General features: G+C 69.8%; 16 protein-coding genes. All 16 read left to right on the top strand.

Features of this window, described 5'->3' with window-relative positions:
* Positions 1–41 precede the first annotated feature (41 nt).
* The 16 genes from ACW14X_RS02305 (at position 42) to ACW14X_RS02230 (ending at position 16,007) form a co-directional block, all read left to right on the top strand.
* Complete coding sequence (locus ACW14X_RS02305; RefSeq protein WP_160023921.1) at positions 42–896, top strand: carbon-nitrogen hydrolase family protein; 855 nt, start codon at positions 42–44, stop codon at positions 894–896.
* Complete coding sequence (locus tag ACW14X_RS02300) at positions 893–1,978, top strand: MSMEG_0565 family glycosyltransferase (RefSeq protein ID WP_457164551.1); 1,086 nt, start codon at positions 893–895, stop codon at positions 1,976–1,978. Before ACW14X_RS02305 ends, ACW14X_RS02300 begins: the two co-directional genes overlap by 4 nt.
* Before the next feature lie 105 nt (positions 1,979–2,083).
* Positions 2,084–2,755: a FadR/GntR family transcriptional regulator gene (locus ACW14X_RS02295; protein WP_457164550.1), complete on the top strand. Its 672-nt coding sequence runs from the start codon at positions 2,084–2,086 to the stop codon at positions 2,753–2,755.
* A complete protein-coding gene (locus tag ACW14X_RS02290) occupies positions 2,752–4,179 on the top strand; it encodes an amino acid permease (protein ID WP_160023918.1) in 1,428 nt (475 codons plus the stop codon). The genes ACW14X_RS02295 and ACW14X_RS02290 overlap by 4 nt, the downstream gene beginning before the upstream one ends.
* Positions 4,179–5,183 carry an asparaginase gene (locus ACW14X_RS02285; protein WP_457164549.1) on the top strand — a complete coding sequence of 335 codons (1,005 nt, stop codon included), beginning with the start codon at positions 4,179–4,181 and terminating at the stop codon, positions 5,181–5,183. The genes ACW14X_RS02290 and ACW14X_RS02285 overlap by 1 nt, the downstream gene beginning before the upstream one ends.
* Entirely contained in the window at positions 5,180–6,652 is a 1,473-nt protein-coding gene (gene aspA / locus ACW14X_RS02280) for an aspartate ammonia-lyase (protein ID WP_457164548.1), read from the top strand. Before ACW14X_RS02285 ends, aspA begins: the two co-directional genes overlap by 4 nt.
* 105 nt (positions 6,653–6,757) lie before the next feature.
* Positions 6,758–7,135, top strand: coding sequence for an SHOCT domain-containing protein (locus ACW14X_RS02275; protein ID WP_350716846.1), 378 nt, complete (start codon positions 6,758–6,760; stop codon positions 7,133–7,135).
* A gap of 71 nt (positions 7,136–7,206) precedes the next feature.
* On the top strand, positions 7,207–7,998 hold the full coding sequence (locus ACW14X_RS02270; protein ID WP_160023915.1) for an adenylate cyclase: 792 nt from the start codon (positions 7,207–7,209) through the stop codon (positions 7,996–7,998).
* A 99-nt stretch (positions 7,999–8,097) separates the two neighbouring features.
* Positions 8,098–8,376 carry a hypothetical protein gene (locus ACW14X_RS02265; protein ID WP_160023914.1) on the top strand — a complete coding sequence of 93 codons (279 nt, stop codon included), beginning with the start codon at positions 8,098–8,100 and terminating at the stop codon, positions 8,374–8,376.
* Positions 8,373–8,600 carry a hypothetical protein gene (locus ACW14X_RS02260; protein WP_160023913.1) on the top strand — a complete coding sequence of 76 codons (228 nt, stop codon included), beginning with the start codon at positions 8,373–8,375 and terminating at the stop codon, positions 8,598–8,600. The genes ACW14X_RS02265 and ACW14X_RS02260 overlap by 4 nt, the downstream gene beginning before the upstream one ends.
* Positions 8,597–9,127: a hypothetical protein gene (locus ACW14X_RS02255; RefSeq protein ID WP_160023912.1), complete on the top strand. Its 531-nt coding sequence runs from the start codon at positions 8,597–8,599 to the stop codon at positions 9,125–9,127. The genes ACW14X_RS02260 and ACW14X_RS02255 overlap by 4 nt, the downstream gene beginning before the upstream one ends.
* 142 nt (positions 9,128–9,269) lie before the next feature.
* Positions 9,270–11,909, top strand: coding sequence for a LuxR C-terminal-related transcriptional regulator (locus ACW14X_RS02250; protein ID WP_457164547.1), 2,640 nt, complete (start codon positions 9,270–9,272; stop codon positions 11,907–11,909).
* Positions 11,910–12,059: 150 nt separating this feature from the next.
* Positions 12,060–12,605, top strand: a complete 546-nt coding sequence (locus tag ACW14X_RS02245) for a hypothetical protein (protein ID WP_160023910.1) — start codon at positions 12,060–12,062, stop codon at positions 12,603–12,605.
* 30 nt (positions 12,606–12,635) lie between these two features.
* Positions 12,636–13,787 carry a DUF4331 family protein gene (locus ACW14X_RS02240; protein ID WP_160023909.1) on the top strand — a complete coding sequence of 384 codons (1,152 nt, stop codon included), beginning with the start codon at positions 12,636–12,638 and terminating at the stop codon, positions 13,785–13,787.
* 1 nt (position 13,788) lies between these two features.
* A complete protein-coding gene (locus tag ACW14X_RS02235) occupies positions 13,789–15,150 on the top strand; it encodes a Dyp-type peroxidase (RefSeq protein ID WP_160023908.1) in 1,362 nt (453 codons plus the stop codon).
* Positions 15,147–16,007, top strand: coding sequence for an enoyl-CoA hydratase/isomerase family protein (locus ACW14X_RS02230; protein WP_160023907.1), 861 nt, complete (start codon positions 15,147–15,149; stop codon positions 16,005–16,007). Before ACW14X_RS02235 ends, ACW14X_RS02230 begins: the two co-directional genes overlap by 4 nt.
* The last annotated feature ends 23 nt before the right edge of the window (positions 16,008–16,030 follow it).

Raw genomic sequence — 16,030 nt, 5'->3', positions numbered from 1 at the left:
GCACCGCCCACCCAGGATCGAGGACGGATAGGTTGAGGAGCATGTCGAAGGTACGCATCGGGGCGGTCGCGGCCCACTTCGGGCGCGATCTGCCGCGCGCGGTCGCCAAGCTCGAGGGGATCGTCGAGGACGCCCGGCGCAACGACGTACGCCTCCTGGTGCTGCCCGACGCGACCCTCGGTGGCTACCTCTCCGACCTGCGTCACCCCGACCCGCACGCGTTGCCGCCGGCGCTGAACGAGGACTCCTTCGAGATCGGCCGGATGATCGCGATGGCCGGCGAGATGGTGGTCTGCCTCGGGTACGCCGAGGAGGTCGTCGTCGACGGTCAGGCGCGGCTCTACAACTCCGCCATCTGTCTCAGCGGTGACGGCGTGCTCGGGCGGCACCGCAAGGTGCACCAGCCCGCCGGCGAGTCGCTGGTCTACGCGGCGGGGGAGGGGTTCGCGGCCTTCGACACCCCCGTCGGAAGGCTCGGGATGCTCATCGACTACGACAAGACCTTCCCGGAGGCGGCCCGCACCCTCGCCCTCGACGGCGCCTCGGTGATCGCCTGCCTCTCGGCCTGGCCGGCCTCGGTCACCGACCGCGCCTCGCGGCTCCCGCAGGACCGCCAGTCGCGGCTCTTCGACCTCTACGACCAGGCCCGGGCCGCCGAGAACCAGGTCGTCTGGGTCTCGTCCAACCAGACCGGGGTCATGGGCGGGCTGCGGTTCCTGGGACAGGCCAAGGTGGTCGGTCCCGGCGGCGAGATCCTGGCCCGGACGACCTCCAAGGGCGGCCTCGCCGTCGCGGAGATCGACGTCGAGGCGGAGATCGCCCGGTCCCGGCGGGTCCTGCATCACCTCAAGGAGCTGACCCCGACGGCGTACACGTTCCCGGGGACCTCGCGATGAGGATCGCGCTGCTGACCTACTCCACCCGGCCCCGCGGCGGGGTCGTGCATACCCTGGCGCTGGCCGAGGCACTGGCAGCGCTCGGTGAGGACGTCCACGTCTGGACCCTCGGCCGCCACGGCGACACCGCGTTCTTCCGGCCGGTCGATCCCGCCGTCACGGTCCACGCGGTGCCCTTCGAGGCTCGCGACGACGAGTCGGTGGGGGAGCGGATCGTACGTTCCATCGGCGTGCTGCGAGCCGCATTCGCGCAGCAGCGGGACCGCTACGACATCGTGCACGCCCAGGACTGCATCAGCGCCAACGCCGCCCTGCCCTGCATCCGCACCATCCACCACCTCGACCACTTCACCACCCCGCAGCTCGCCGCCTGCCACGAGAAGGCCGTCGTCGAGCCGTACGCCCGGATCTGCGTCTCGCAGTCGGTCGCGGACGAGGTCGCCGCCGGATGGGGGTTCACACCCACGGTCATCCCCAACGGCGTCGATGCCGCCCGGTTCGCGGCCGGAGCCGCCGACGCCGGCGGGCGGGAGGCCTGGCGGGCGCGGCTGGGTCGCTACGTTCTCGCCCTCGGCGGGATCGAGCCGCGCAAGGGATCGCTCGACCTGCTCGAGGCGTACGCCGCGCTGCGCGCCTCCGACCCCAGACACTCCGATCTGACGCTGGTCTTCGGTGGCGGGGAGACCCTCTTCGACTACCGCGACTACCGGGCGGCGTTCGACGCTCGGGCTCGCGAGCTGGACGTGCCCGTCGTGATCACCGGGGTGCTCGAGGAGGACGAGCTCCCATCGCTGGTCGCCGAGGCCGGCGCCCTCGCGATGGTGTCCACCAAGGAAGGCTTCGGCCTCGCGGCCCTGGAGGCCCTGGCCGCGGGTGTACCCGTCGTCGCCCGCGACCTGCCCGTGCTGCGCGAGGTCTTCGGCGAGACCGTCGCCTACGCCACGACGCCGGCAGAGATCTCCCTCGCGCTGGGCAAGATCCTGGACACGCGGCCGGGCCCGACCGGCGGACGGGACCTCGCCGCCGGCTACACCTGGGACCGCGCCGCCCGCGCCCACCGCGAGTTCTACAGCCGCGTCTGAGATTCCTGAGCGCCGGGTTGACAGTGGCCGGTGACGCCCATCACACTCACTGCCATGAACCTGTCAGACAGGCAAACAGTCAAACCGATTCGGCGCGCGAACGCGATGGAGCTCGTCCTCGCCGAGCTGCGCTCGGAGATCGAGTCCGGCACCTTCCCCGTCGGCACCCGGCTGCCTTCCGAGGCGACCCTGGTCCGCGACCTGGGGGTCAGCCGCCCGGTCGTCCGCGAGGCGCTGCGGGCGTTGCAGGCGCTCGGCATGACGGAGTCGCAGACGGGGCGGGGCACGTTCGTGGTCTCCGACCGTGCCGCCGACAACCCGACATTCGGCAGCTACTCCGCACGCGACCTGGTGGAGGCACGTCGACACGTCGAAGTGCCGGCCGCCGGGTACGCCGCGGCTCGGCACAGCGGTGACGACCTCGACGAGATGCGCAGCCTGCTCGAACGGATGGAGCGCGAGGAGGACGGCGCGGTCTGGGTCGCGCTCGACTCCCTGTTCCACATCGCGATCGCCCGCGCGTCGGCCAACCCGGTCTTCGGCAAGGTGATCGAGGAGATCCGCGAGGCCCTCGCCACCCAGTCCGCCCTGCTCAACAAGCTCGACGAGACGCGGCGTACGGCCTCCGACGCCGAGCACCGTCTGATCGTCGACGCCATCGCCTCCGGATCCTCGGACACTGCCGAGGCTGCGATGCGCGCCCATCTCGAGCACGTCGACGGCGCGCTCGGAGACATCGTCCGTGACCCCACCACCGACAGGAACTCCGCCCGATGACACTGCCATCCTCCACCGGCGCCGAAGCCCCACCACAGATCACCGACGCCGGCGACGACGGCTACGGCAAGTCGCTGACGCCGCGCCACATCACGATGATCGCGATCGGCGGCGCCATCGGCACCGGCCTGTTCCTCGGCGCCGGTGGGCGCCTGGCCACTGCCGGGCCGTCCCTGGCGATCGCGTACGCCGCGTGCGGCCTCGTCGCGTTCATCGTCGTGCGCTGCCTCGGTGAGCTGATCCTCTACCGCCCGTCCTCCGGTGCCTTCGTCTCCTACGCCCGCGAGTTCCTCGGCGAGAAGGGCGCCTACACCGCTGGTTGGATGTACTTCCTGAACTGGTCGACCACCGGCATCGCCGACATCACCGCGATCGCCCTCTACGCCCACTACTGGTCGTTCTTCGCGCCGGTCCCGCAATGGGTGCTGGCCCTCGGGGCACTGGTGATCGTGCTGACCCTCAACCTGCTCTCGGTCCGCCTGTTCGGCGAGATGGAGTTCTGGTTCGCGCTCATCAAGGTGGCCACGCTGGTGGTCTTCATGGCGATCGCGATCTTCCTCATCGTGACCCGCCACCCCATCGACGGCACCACCCCCGGACCACAGCTGATCACCGACCACGGTGGGATGTTCCCCGCCGGGGTGCTCCCGATGGTCCTGGTCATCCAGGGCGTCATCTTCGCCTACGCCTCCATCGAGCTGGTCGGCGTCGCCGCCGGCGAGACCGAGGACCCGCGCCGCGTCATGCCCCGGGCCATCAACACGATCATCTGGCGCATCGGCATCTTCTACGTCGGCTCCGTCGTCCTGCTCGCGATGCTGCTGCCCTGGTCGGCCTACTCTGCCGACGAGAGCCCGTTCGTGACCGTGCTGTCCCGGGTCGGCGTGCCCGGAGCGGGTGACGTGATGAACCTGGTGGTCCTCACCGCCGCGATGTCGAGCCTCAACTCCGGGCTCTACTCCACCGGCCGGATCCTGCGCTCGCTCGCCGCCGCCGGCACCGCCCCCCGCTTCGCCGCGGCGATGAACCGGCACAAGGTGCCCTACGGCGGCATCCTGCTGACGGCTGCCGTCTGCGTCCTCGGTGTCGGGCTCAACTACGTCGTGCCCGCCCAGGCGTTCGAGATCGTCCTCAACCTGGCCTCGGTCGGCATCATCGCGACCTGGGCGATCATCCTGATCAGCCACACGATCTTCGTACGCCGCAGCCGCGCCGGCGAGGTCGAGCGTCCCGCCTTCCGGGTGCCGCGGTCGCCGCTGCCGCAGTTCATCGCGCTGGGGTTCCTCGCCCTGGTCCTGATCCTGATGTTCTTCGACCACGTCGGCCGGATCACCCTGCTCGCGATGCCGGTGCTGCTGGCGCTGCTGGTCGGCGGCTGGTTCCTCGTCCGCGACCGCATCGACACCTCCGAGATGGAGGTGTGATGAGCCTGCCCCACCTGGTCAGACCGATCGCCGACGCGGCTCCGATGCGGGTGCCGGCCCACGAGCCGCTGGTCGAGGTCTGGCGCGGCGAGATGGTCGAGGGCCTCCACCACGGCTCGGCCGTGCTCCTCGATCCCGACGGTCGGGTACGCCTGGCGGTCGGCGACATCGAGGCGGCGTTCTACCCGCGGTCGGCGGCCAAGCCGATGCAGGCGGTGGCGATGGTGCGCGCGGGGCTCGACGTCAGCGACGATCTGCTCGCGCTCGCCGCGGCCAGCCACTCCGGCGAGGCGGTCCACCTGGCCGGTGCGCGCCGGCTGCTGGCCTCCGCCGGCCTCGGCGAGGACGCCCTGCAGAACCCGCCGGACCTGCCGTACGACCCGGTCGAGCGTGAGAGCTGGCTGCGTGCCGACGGGCAGCGGAGCCGGCTCGCCCACAACTGCTCGGGCAAGCACGCCGCGATGGTCGCGACCTGCGCGGTCGCGGGCTGGGCGCACGATCGCTACCTCGATCCCGCACACCCGCTGCAGGCCGCCGTCCGCGCCACCGTCGAGGACCTCACCGGGCAACGGGTCGCGACGGTCACCGCGGACGGCTGCGGCACCCCGCTCTTCGGGATCTCGCTGCACGGCCTCGCCCGCGCTGCACAGCGCCTCGTGCTCGCCCCCGGGGGCAGCGCCGAGCACCGGGTCGCCGCGGCGATGCGGCGCCACCCCGAGATGGTCGCCGGCGCCCGCCGTGACGTCACCACCCTGATGCAGGCAGTTCCCGGGCTGCTGGCCAAGGACGGGTTCGAGGCGGTCCAGATCGCCGCCCTGCCCGACGGCACCAGCCTCGCCCTCAAGGTCGCCGACGGTGCCGACCGGGCCCGTCTGCCCGCGCAGCTCGCGCTGCTGGCCGAGGGCGGTGTCGCCACCGATGTCCTCGCCCCGTTCGCTCCCACCGGACTGCGTCCTGCCGCAGCGCTCACCCCGACCCGCACCTATCCGACGGAGATGCCATGACCCGACCGACCCGCCGCGAGCACGACCTGCTCGGCGATCTCGACGTCCCCGTGGAGGCGTACTGGGGCGTTCACACCGCCCGCGCCCGCGCCAACTTCCCCATCACCGGCACCACGATCGGGACCTATCCGCACCTGGTGAACGCGCTCAGCGCCGTCAAGGAGGCCGCCGCGCTCGCCAACCTCGAGCTCGGCCTCCTCGACGAGGAGCGCGCCGGAGCGATCGCGTCCGCGTGCCGGGAGATCCGCACCGGCGCACTGCACGACCAGTTCGTCGTCGACGTCATCCAGGGCGGCGCCGGCACCTCGACCAACATGAACGCCAACGAGGTCATCGCCAACCGTGCCCTCGAGCTGCTCGGTCACGACAAGGGCAGCTACGACCAGCTCCACCCCAACGAGCACGTCAACCTCAGCCAGTCGACCAACGACGCCTATCCCACCGCCGTCAACATCGCGACCATCGTCGCGGTCGGCGCCCTGGCCGACGCCATGCGCGTCCTCGAGGACGCGTTCGCCGCGAAGGCCGAGGAGTTCAGCGGCATCCTCAAGATGGGACGTACGCAGCTCCAGGACGCCGTGCCGATGACCGTCGGCCAGGAGTTCCGCACCTACGCGGTGATGCTGGGGGAGGACCGCCTGCGGCTGCAGGAGGCCGTCACGCTTCTGCACGAGATCAACCTGGGCGCGACGGCGATCGGTACCGGACTCAACGCGCCCGCGGGATATGCCGAGATCGCCCGTCGTCACCTGGTCGAGATCACCGGTCTGCCGCTGGTCACCGCATCGGACCTGATCGAGGCGACCCAGGACTGCGGGGCGTTCGTCCATCTCTCCGGCGTGCTCAAGCGGGTCGCGGTCAAGGTGTCCAAGACCTGCAACGACCTACGACTGCTCTCCTCCGGGCCGCGAGCCGGGCTCGGTGAGATCAACCTGCCGCCGGTCCAGGCCGGCTCCTCGATCATGCCGGGCAAGGTGAACCCGGTCATCCCGGAGGTCGTCAACCAGGTCGCGTTCGAGGTCATCGGCAACGACGTCACCGTCACCATGGCCGCGGAGGCGGGCCAGCTCCAGCTCAACGCGTTCGAGCCGGTCATCCTGCACTCATTGGTCGGCAGCATCACCCACCTGGCTGCCGCCTGCCGCGTGCTCGCCGAACGCTGCGTCCGGGGCATCACGGTCAACAGCGATCTGACCCGCGCCCAGGTCGAGCGCTCCATCGGGCTCGTCACCGCGCTCAACCCCGAGATCGGGTACGTCGCTGCGACCGAGATCGCCCGTGAGGCGCTCAGCAGCGGCCGTGGCGTCGCCGAGCTGATCCTCGAGCATGGCCTGATCTCACCCGAACGGCTCGCCCATCTGCTTCGGCCCGAGCACCTCGCGCACCCCGGCACCGCCGAGGAGCGCCCCGTGCCGGACAGGGCGGTTCCCACAGGCCGAATGGAGTCAACGATCACCCGTTGCGGGTGAAGGGATCACCGGCTGGAGGGCCAACGATGAATCCATGCTGCTGAGCTGACCTCGGGTGCTGGCCAGCATTCTCTGCCTCATCCCGAATGAAGGAGAACTTCTCACATGAGCTTCTGGGACATCATCTGGTTCATCATCGTGTCCTTCGCCTTCGTGGCGTACCTGATGATCCTGTTCAACATCGTCACCGACCTCTTCCGGGACAAATCGGTCTCCGGTGGAATGAAGGCCGTCTGGATGATCGGTCTCGTCTTCCTGCCCTTCCTCATCGCCGTGATCTACCTGATCGTCCGGGGTAAGGGGATGGCGGAGCGTCAGGGCCAGGCGTACCAAGAGGTCCGGGCGGCGCAGGACGACTACATCCGCTCGGTCGCCGGCTCGTCTCCCGCAGAGGAGATCGCCAAGGCCCAGCAGCTGCTCGATGCCGGGACGATCACACCGGAGGAGTTCGCCGCCCTCAAGGCGAAGGCCATGGCGCCCTGACCCGCACCTGCTGTCCAGTCGTCCGGCCGGGGTGATGCCCCGGCCGGCTCGGCCTGGAAACGTGATCGACCATGTCCACAAGCACCCAGCCACCGGGACTGCTCTCCGCCGAACAGCTCGGTGAGCTGCTCGACCTGACCAAGCAGGCCGACAGCGTCGAACTCAAGATGACCGTGCCGAACGCCGAACGACCTCTGGCGGTGGCGTCCCTGGGGCTGGATCCCCTGGATGCCCAGATCCGGCAGGTGTACTTCTTCGACACCGCGGACCTGGCACTCAACCGACGCGGGGTCGTCGTCCGCGCGCGCCGGATCCAGGGACGGAACGACGACTCCGTCGTGAAGGTGCGGCCCGTCAACCCGACAGAGGTCGCGACGGCGCGCAAGTCCAAGAGCCTGACCGTCGAGGTCGATGCGATGCCAGGGGGCTTCGTCTGCTCGGCCTCGATGAAGGCGACCTTCGGCCGGACCGACGTCAAGGAGGTCGCCGCGGGCACCCGCGCGATCCACAAGGTCTACACGAAGGAGCAGCAGAGCTTCTTCCGGGCCAACGCCCTCTCGGAGCTCGAGCTCGATGATCTGGTGTGCCTCGGCCCGATCACCGTCCTGAAGCAGAAGCTGAGGCCGGAGGAGTACGCCGGCCGGCTGGTCGCCGAGCTGTGGCTCTACCCGGACGGCTCGAGAATCCTCGAGCTCTCCTCCAGGTGCGCGCCCGTGAACGCGTTCCAGGTCGCCGCGGAGCTCAAGGCGTTCCTGGTCAAGCGCGGACTGGAGATCTCGGGCGACCAGCAGACCAAGACCACAACAGCGCTCGCGTACTTCGCAGGCGAGCTGGCCCGGGTAGCCGCCCCGGCGGGTTCGTGATCCTCATCCACCACGGACGACGCCTCGTCGCTGCTTCGGCATCAGGCTGGCTTCAGCTGTAGCGGCCAGGGCACCGAGCGTGGAAGTCGAGTTGAGACCATGGATCAGAACCCGCGGGAGCCGGTAGCCGCTGCCGCCGATGGCCAGGCCTTCGAGATACGGGTCGCCGGAATGGTCCCGCAGCAGGTCCTGGTGCAGCTCGTCGATGTCGAGACCTCGTCGCGAGAGACGAGAACCGTGTTGATCTGCCGGTGTCGCGACCAGGCCGAGCTCCACGGGCTCCTCGCGAGACTTCGGACCTTCGGTCTCGAGGTCGTGGAGGTCCGCCGGCTCATCGCCGGGACGACGGACGAGGAGCCGGACGGAGACGACGCATGAACGAGGCGCGGCTGCCCGACGCAGAAGTCGTGTTCGAGCTGACCGTCGAAGGCGAGCTGGGTCCGGTGCTCCGTTGTGCGCTGCAACCGGACGCCGTCGAGCGGCAGTCATGCACCACCTTTCGAGCCACTGCCGGCGCGGGTCTGGGCATGGCCGACCTCGTGGGCATGCTGGACGCGGAGGGGCTGAAGGTGGAGAGTATCCGTGTGGCTGGGCTCCGATGAACAGTGAGAATGTCGGTCGCGCGGTCCGCGAGCCGCACCCGAGCGAGGATCAGCGGCTCGGCCGTGGGCCTCGCGCGGTCGCCGGTGCCGTCTACGGTCTCGTCTCGGTGATCGCCATCATCGTCGGAGCCTCACACTTCGATGACTCAGCCGGCCGGGTCTTCGCCTTCGCCGTGGTCTCCAGCGTGGTGATCTGGACCGTGCACGTGTACGCCTCGATGCTGGCCGAATCGGGTTCGGAGGTCGCGCCGTGGCGCAGTGTCCTCATCGCGGGAGTGCGCCACGAGTTCGGAATCATCGAGGGCGTCTTCGTCCCGCTGCTCATCCTGTTCCTCGGCGCGATCGGGTGGCTCGAGGACGCACGGGCCATCGCCTGGTCCATGTGGTCCGGCGTCGTGCTCCTGGTTCTGGTCCCGCTGTTCTGGCTTCGTCGGACGGGCCGCTCGTGGGCTCGGGCCTTGGTCGCGTCTGGGGCGTGTGGGCTGCTCGGCCTGGGGCTGACCTGGATGAAGGTCCTGCTGCACTGACCCACGTGACCTGACGCATACGGACTATGTACGGCATCAAGACGTCGTACTAACGTAAAGAACTCCTCGGGACTGACGTTCCCCCTGTTCAATCCGTTGGGCGCTCTGCGCACTGGTTCGATCTAGGAGGCACGTCGACGCGATGGGTCCTCACCCTGGCGATGGCTGGTTCGGCATCCCGACGATTCCCTCGGCGTACGTCAGGCGATCCCGCCTCCTACAGATTCTCGATCGCAGTGACGCCTGCTCGCTGGTGCTGGTCAGCGCGCCCGCCGGAACCGGGAAGACGGCCTTGGTGGCGGACTGGGTCGCGGCAGGCGGGGAGCAGGATCGCACGGCGTGGATCACCTTCGACGGGGCGGATGCCGCGTTCTGGCCCGGTCTCATCGGGTGCCTCGAGAGCCTGGGTGTAGCGGTCTCACCCGATACGGTCCGCGGGGAGGATTGCCCGCTCGACCGCCAGGTTCGCCGGGCGGTCGCGGAGGCCGTCTGTGCCCATCCGGCCCGGCTGACCGTCGTGGTGGACGGATACGACCTGCTCACTGCGGACGTGGCGGACGATCTGGACTTCCTGTTGCGACATGCCCGCGATCGTCTCCGCCTGGTGATGGCGACGCGGGCCGATCCGGTGCTTCCGCTGTACCGATACCGGCTCGATGACACGGTCGTCGAGGTACGGATGGCGGACCTCGCCTTCACCGATGAGGAAGCCGGTGACCTGACCCAGCGGGCGGGACTGACCCTGACGCCGGACTCGGTGCACGCGCTCAATCTCCGGACGAAGGGATGGGCGGCCGGGCTGCGCTTCGGCACACAGCTCCTGCGGATGCGGCCGGATCCGGATCAGGCCGTCGCAGAGATCGTCGGCGACACCGGGAACATCGCGGAGTACCTGGTCGGCGAGGTGCTGGCCGCCCAGAGCCCAGACGTACGGGCGCTGCTCCTTGCGACAAGCGTCCCTGACACGATCCAGCCGGGACTGGCCGAGGCGCTCGGCGGTCCGGAGGCCGAACGTACGCTGACCTTCCTGACCCGCGACAACGTGCTGATCGAGCCGGTGCCCGGTCACGCCGGGTGCTACCGCTACAACCCGCTCTTCCGGGACCTCCTCCGCGCCATCCTCGCCTATGAATCGCCCGACGAGATGAAGCGCCTGCAGCGAACGGCGGCCGAGTGGTACTCGCGCGACGGTCAGGTCACCGAGTCCGTCACTCACTTCGTGGCGATCGAGGCCTGGGAAGAGGCGGCCGCAGAGGTGGTCGACGACCTGGCGGTCGGCCAGCTCCTGCTCGACGACGGCACAGCCGGCTTGACCCGGTCGTTGCGTTTGATGCCGTCCGAGCTGGAAGACCCCGCCGCCACCGTCGTGAGAGCAACCCTCGCGCTGGGGGCCGGCGACACCGCCGGTTTCACCGACGAGCTGGCTCAGGTGAAGTCCGAGCCGGGTGAGGGATCAGGTTCCCATCCCTGGGCCACCGACGTCGCGGTGCGGGTGCTGGAAGCCGTCGGCGCGCAGACGTCGGAGGACCCGATCCAAGCGATGTCGCTCGCCACCGCGGCCGAAGAGGCATTGGAGGCGCCGGACCGCGGCCCGAAGGTCAACCCCCATCCCGAGCTGGACGCTCTCGTCATTCTCAGCAAGGGCATCGCGGCGCTCCGTCAGGGGAGGCTGGCCGTCGCCGACGCCATGTTCAAATCCGGCGTCGCGGCAGCCGCGTCCGCCGGATCCGAGGCCGTGCAGGCGGAGTGCCTGGGCTACCAGGCGGTCATCGCCTGCTGCCGGGGCAAGCTCTCCAGGGCGGCAAGGCTCGGGGCTCGGGCGATCGCTGCCGCCGAGCGCGGCGGTGTCAACGCAGGAGACCGGTCGGCTGCGGCTCGGGTCGCACTGGGCTGGGTGGAGATGGAGCGGTACGACCTGCGCGCGGCAACGGAGCACGTTCACTCGGTCGATCGGATGGACCTGCCGCTGCGGGATCCGGTACCGCACGCCTTCCTGGCGGTGGTCAGGGCGCGCCTCCAGGTGGCGCATGGTGACCGGCTGGGCGCACTCAGCGGCCTGGAGCAGGCTGCCGCAGGTTTCATGGACGAGCGTGGCTGGCTAGGCGAGCAGCTACGCATCGAGCTCGCCCACGTCCGGGTCGCCGCTGGTGAGCCGGCGGCCGCGGTTGAGGTCGAGGACCTCGACGACGAGCCGGAGGCGGCCCTCGTGGTCGGGCTCGCGCACCTGCAGCTGGGGGATCCGGACGCCGCCGACGCCGCGATGTCGACGGTCCTGTCCAAGCGGGCTGCCACGCCGATCCAGGTCTCCGGATGGCTGGCGGAGTGCGCGCACCGGCTCCGCGACGGAGCGTCGGTGCGCGCACGCGCCGCGCTCGACCGGGCCCTCACGCTGGCCTCGCGCGAACGAGTGCGACGCCCGTTCCACGAGGCGCCCGCTGTGGTGCGACAGCTGCTCCTGCGGGACAAGCAGCTGAGCACGGAGCACGAGTGGCTCTTCGAGATCTCGACGGAGCCGGCACGCAGGTTGTCCGTCAAGAAGTCGGCACCGACCTCCGTCTCGTCGGGCCCTTCCGCGCCCGTGATCGAAGAGCTCACGGAGAAGGAGCAGGAGGTGCTGGGTCACCTGGCGAATCTGCTCACCACCGAGGAGATCGCAGGCGTCATGTACATCTCCGTCAACACGATTCGCACCCACGTACGCAACATCCTTCGGAAGCTGGGAGTCACCCGCCGCAACGCTGCGGTCAGGCGGGCTCGCGAGCTGCACCTGCTGCCGCAGTGAGCGACCGGTCGCAGCCTGTCCGGGTCATCCGTAGCGGATGAGGTGAGTGGCGCGGACGTCGCTTTACCGTCGGAGAGCTGGAGTGTCCAGCTCGATACCTGGGTCGTCCGGTGTGCTGTGGGCGAGTCAGGAGAACCCGGAGGTACCCCCGTGACCACATCGGACGTCGCCCCGCAGCCGGGGCTGAGCGTCGGACCGACGAGCGAGTTCAGCCTGTTCTTCCGAGTCAGACCCGGTGAGGCGGCGTCCCTACGCAGTGCGCTGTCGACGCTCCAGGACACCCCTGGCTACCGGCCGGGCGACTACGGGATGGCGATCCAGACCATCCACGAGGCACGATTCGTGCTGTTCGACGACGACACCCGGCTGGCGTTCATCACCAGCTTCGACGGTCCGTGGGACGCCTACATGGAGGACTTCTTCACCTCGGGCCCGACGCTGGCCCTCTTCGACGTGATCTTCAGCCACGTCGAGGGGTACGACGGACTGCCGGACCTGGCGGCCGTGCGCTCGTTCGTCCTGGGAGCCGAGCAGAGCGCCGCGGCGTACGCCCGCAACTACGGCGGCACGGTCAAGGAGATCCGCAAGGCGCAGCGCGTGAACAGCGCCTTCCAGCAGGTCCTCGACCACCCGCAGGCCGGCGAGATCCTCGAGCACCCAGCGATGCAGCCCCTGCTCGACGAGGCCGGCGACTAGCCGCGCGAGCGGGCGAGGCGAGGAGCAGCAGTGTCTGACCACATCTCCGGGCCGCGCGCCCTGGCCGATCCGATCGCAGACATCACCGACTTCTACGCGTTCCCGAGCCCTGACTCGCCGGGTCGCCTCGTTCTGGTGATGAACACCCTGCCGATGGCGAAACCCACCGACCTGTTCTCGGCGGGGTTGCTCTACCGTTTCCGGCTGCGGCCGCTGAGCGCTCCGGCCGGCTCGACCAGCGGGGTGTTCGTCCCGGGCGGGGACGAAGTGGTCATCGACTGCGTCTTCGACCCACCGGAGCATGTGTCGGACCCGGCCACCGGTCGGCCGGGCCACGAGCAGCACGGCAGCTGCGTGGCTCCGGGCGGCGAGAAGGTCACCTTCCGCGTCAACGACGAGTCCGGTGGTGCCGGCTGTGCCAGCGGGGGAGTGCGTGTCTTCGCCGGGGCGCGCTGGGACCCGTTCATCATGGACGCCCGCGCCGCACTGGCCACGATCGCGACGCGGAAGCTCGCGTTCAGCGAGGACGGGTCGATCTTCCTGGACGGTAAGAACGTGCTGAGCATCGTGGTCGAGATCGACGCGGGTCTCCTGCCCGGCGGGATGCTGGGTGTGGTCGCCGAGACCCTGACCCGGGGCGAGTTCAACGTCCGCATCGAACGGGTCGGCCGGCCCGAGGTGAAGAACATGATGCTGGCCCCGAAGGACTTCGACCAGGTCAACCGGGATCTGGAGATCCGCGACCTCTACAACATGGAGGACGCGTTCCACCTCGGCGAGTCGTACTACGGTGCGTTCCGGGCACGCCTGGACGCCAACCTCGCGTTCTGGGACTGCCTCGACGGCAAGCGGGACTGGCCTCTCGGAGAGGACGGGAGCCACCCGCTCACCGACCTCGTCCTCGCCGACTATCTGGTCGTCGACCCCGCCTTCCCGTACGCCGAGCACGGGTCCTTCCTGGAGATCGAGCTCGCCGCCCGGCGTGGTGAGCCGCACCAGTCCTGCGGAGGCCGGGCCCTGAACGACGACGTGATGGACGCGCTCTTCACCCAGCTCGTCAACGCAGGTCACGGCCCCACGATCCGTGACGGCGTCGACTCCGCCAGCCGACCGGCCACCACGACGTTCCCGTATCTGGTCGCGGCCAACCCGGACCCGCCTGAACCTCCGGAGCATCACTGACATGGACGACGTGACCCTCGAGCTCGACGACATCCAGTCCGGTGCGCTGTTCGAGCGCCCTTCGCCGTACGTGGGTGTCTACCTGCTGCTCAGCATCCGCGATCGCCGTGACGGCCGTGAGCTGGTCCGGCGGATGCATCGGCTCCTCACCGCCGACGGCGAGGCCGGCGAGGAGGGCGAGACCTCGCTGACGGTCGCGTTCACCTACCAGGGGCTGAAGGCGCTCGGTGTGCCGCAAGCGTCTCTCGACAGCTTCGCCCCCGAGTTCCGGCAGGGCATGGCGGCTCGGGCCGAGATCCTGGGTGACGTCGGCGAGAGCAGTCCCGAGCATTGGGAGAAGCCCCTGGGCAGCGCCGACGTCCACGTCGCGATCTCCGTGCTCTCTCCGGACGAGGGCCGGCTCCGGGCTGTTGCTGACAGGGCCGGCCGAGCTCATGCCGACCTGTCCGGGGTCGAGGTCATCTGGCGCCAGGACTGCTACCAGCTGGCGACGGGACGGACGTCGTTCGGGTTCAAGGACGGCATCGGTCAACCGGCTGTCGAAGGAAGCGGCCGACCGGCGACCGACTCCCGCGAGCCCCCGCTCAAGGCCGGGGAGATCATCCTCGGCTACCCCGACGAGACGGGCGAGGTCGCTCCGATGCCGTCGCCCGAGGTGTTGGGCCGCAACGGCACGTACGTCGTGTTCCGCAAGCTGCACACCAAGGTGGCGGCGTACCGGGCCTATCTGCGTGCGCGTGCGGCGTCGCGCGCGGAGGAGGACCTTCTCGGCGCCAAGATGGTCGGCCGCTGGCAGAGCGGCGCGCCGCTCGCTCTTGCGCCCGAGCGCGACGACCCCGAGCTCGGGAGCGACCCGTCCCGCAACAACGACTTCGCCTACGGCGACGACCCGCGCGGCTTCAAGTGCCCGGTCGGTGCGCATGCGCGTCGCGCCAACCCTCGCGATGCCCTGGACCACGAGGGCAGTGTCGACGTACGGCTGCACCGGATGATCCGACGCGGCACCAGCTACGGCCCGGCCCTGCCCGACGGCGTGCTCGAGGACGACGGGGCCGAGCGCGGCATCATGTTCGTGTTCGCGGGTGCGCACCTGAAACGGCAGTTCGAGTTCGTGAAGACCCAATGGCTCAACGACGGGATCTTCATCGGCGCCCCGCTCGAGGCGGACCCGCTCGTCGGCCCTCACGGCGAGGCCGGGACGTTCACGATCCCGCAACGACCGATCCGGCGCCGGCTCCAGGACCTGCCGCCGTTCGTGGTCACCCGCGGCGGCGAGTACTGCTTCGCCCCGAGCCTGAGCGCGCTGCGCTGGCTCGCCGACCTGGAACCCGACGACCCGGCCACTCCGAGAGGAAACAGATGAGCACCTCGAGCACCGACCGCTGGGAAGCACTCGACTTCGCCCCACCGGCCCCCGACGTGGAGGAGACCGAACCCTCGGTCCTCCTCGACTACCTGTCCGACGGCGCGGTCGCCCGGGTCACGCTCAACCGCCCTCATGCCGACAATGCGATCTCGACCGAGATGGGCGCCCGGCTGACGGAAGCCGTCGAGGAGATCGCGGTGCGCACCGGCGTACGGGTCGTCATCCTGACGGGTGCCGGAGAGCGGGCGTTCTCGGTCGGTAGCGACCTGCGGCAGCGCAAGGCGATGACCAAGGAGGACTGGCTGCGCCAGCGCCAGGCCTTCGACCGAACCCTGTACACCGTGCGCCAGCTGCGCAAGCCGATCTTCGCCGCCGTCAACGGCATCGCGTACGGCGGCGGTTGCGAGCTGGCGCAGAGCACCGACTTCATCATCGCCTCGACCGCCGCGACGTTCGGTCAGCCCGAGGCGATGCTCGGCCTGGCGGCAGGAGGCGGCTCGCCGGCGCTGCTGCCTCGCCTGCTGCCGCGCGGCAAGGCGCTGCAGATGCTGATGACCGGCGACCCGATCGCGTCGGCGGAGGCGTACCGGCTGGGCATGGTCAACGAGCTGCACGAACCCGGCGACCTCGCGTCAGCGGCACTGCGGATCGCGGAGAAGATCGCCGGCAACTCGCCGACCGCGGTCCAGGCGGTGAAGCGGGCCGTACACCTGGGGGAGGGCCAGCCGATCGAGGAGGCCATCGCGATCATGATGGACGCCCACTGGCGCTCCGCGGTCCACCCCGACCGTGTGGAGGGCATCGGCGCCTTCAACGACGGCCGCGAACCCACCTTCGCCGACTCCGACTTCTGACCCCGTCACCCGCCCCAAGGAGG

It is taken from the genome of Nocardioides sp. YJ-D4, from assembly GCF_054031495.1.
This window is presented reverse-complemented; position numbering and strand designations above follow the sequence as displayed.

Bases quoted from the DNA above. Each gene is read 5' to 3' on its own strand.
- ACW14X_RS02305 (WP_160023921.1), top strand. From the start codon at position 42: ATGTCGAAGGTACGCATCGGGGCGGTCGCGGCCCACTTCGGGCGCGAT.
- ACW14X_RS02300 (WP_457164551.1), top strand. From the start codon at position 893: ATGAGGATCGCGCTGCTGACCTACTCCACCCGGCCCCGCGGCGGGGTC.
- ACW14X_RS02295 (WP_457164550.1), top strand. From the start codon at position 2,084: ATGGAGCTCGTCCTCGCCGAGCTGCGCTCGGAGATCGAGTCCGGCACC.
- ACW14X_RS02290 (WP_160023918.1), top strand. From the start codon at position 2,752: ATGACACTGCCATCCTCCACCGGCGCCGAAGCCCCACCACAGATCACC.
- ACW14X_RS02285 (WP_457164549.1), top strand. From the start codon at position 4,179: ATGAGCCTGCCCCACCTGGTCAGACCGATCGCCGACGCGGCTCCGATG.
- aspA (WP_457164548.1), top strand. From the start codon at position 5,180: ATGACCCGACCGACCCGCCGCGAGCACGACCTGCTCGGCGATCTCGAC.
- ACW14X_RS02275 (WP_350716846.1), top strand. From the start codon at position 6,758: ATGAGCTTCTGGGACATCATCTGGTTCATCATCGTGTCCTTCGCCTTC.
- ACW14X_RS02270 (WP_160023915.1), top strand. From the start codon at position 7,207: ATGTCCACAAGCACCCAGCCACCGGGACTGCTCTCCGCCGAACAGCTC.
- ACW14X_RS02265 (WP_160023914.1), top strand. From the start codon at position 8,098: ATGGATCAGAACCCGCGGGAGCCGGTAGCCGCTGCCGCCGATGGCCAG.
- ACW14X_RS02260 (WP_160023913.1), top strand. From the start codon at position 8,373: ATGAACGAGGCGCGGCTGCCCGACGCAGAAGTCGTGTTCGAGCTGACC.
- ACW14X_RS02255 (WP_160023912.1), top strand. From the start codon at position 8,597: ATGAACAGTGAGAATGTCGGTCGCGCGGTCCGCGAGCCGCACCCGAGC.
- ACW14X_RS02250 (WP_457164547.1), top strand. From the start codon at position 9,270: ATGGGTCCTCACCCTGGCGATGGCTGGTTCGGCATCCCGACGATTCCC.
- ACW14X_RS02235 (WP_160023908.1), top strand. From the start codon at position 13,789: ATGGACGACGTGACCCTCGAGCTCGACGACATCCAGTCCGGTGCGCTG.
- ACW14X_RS02230 (WP_160023907.1), top strand. From the start codon at position 15,147: ATGAGCACCTCGAGCACCGACCGCTGGGAAGCACTCGACTTCGCCCCA.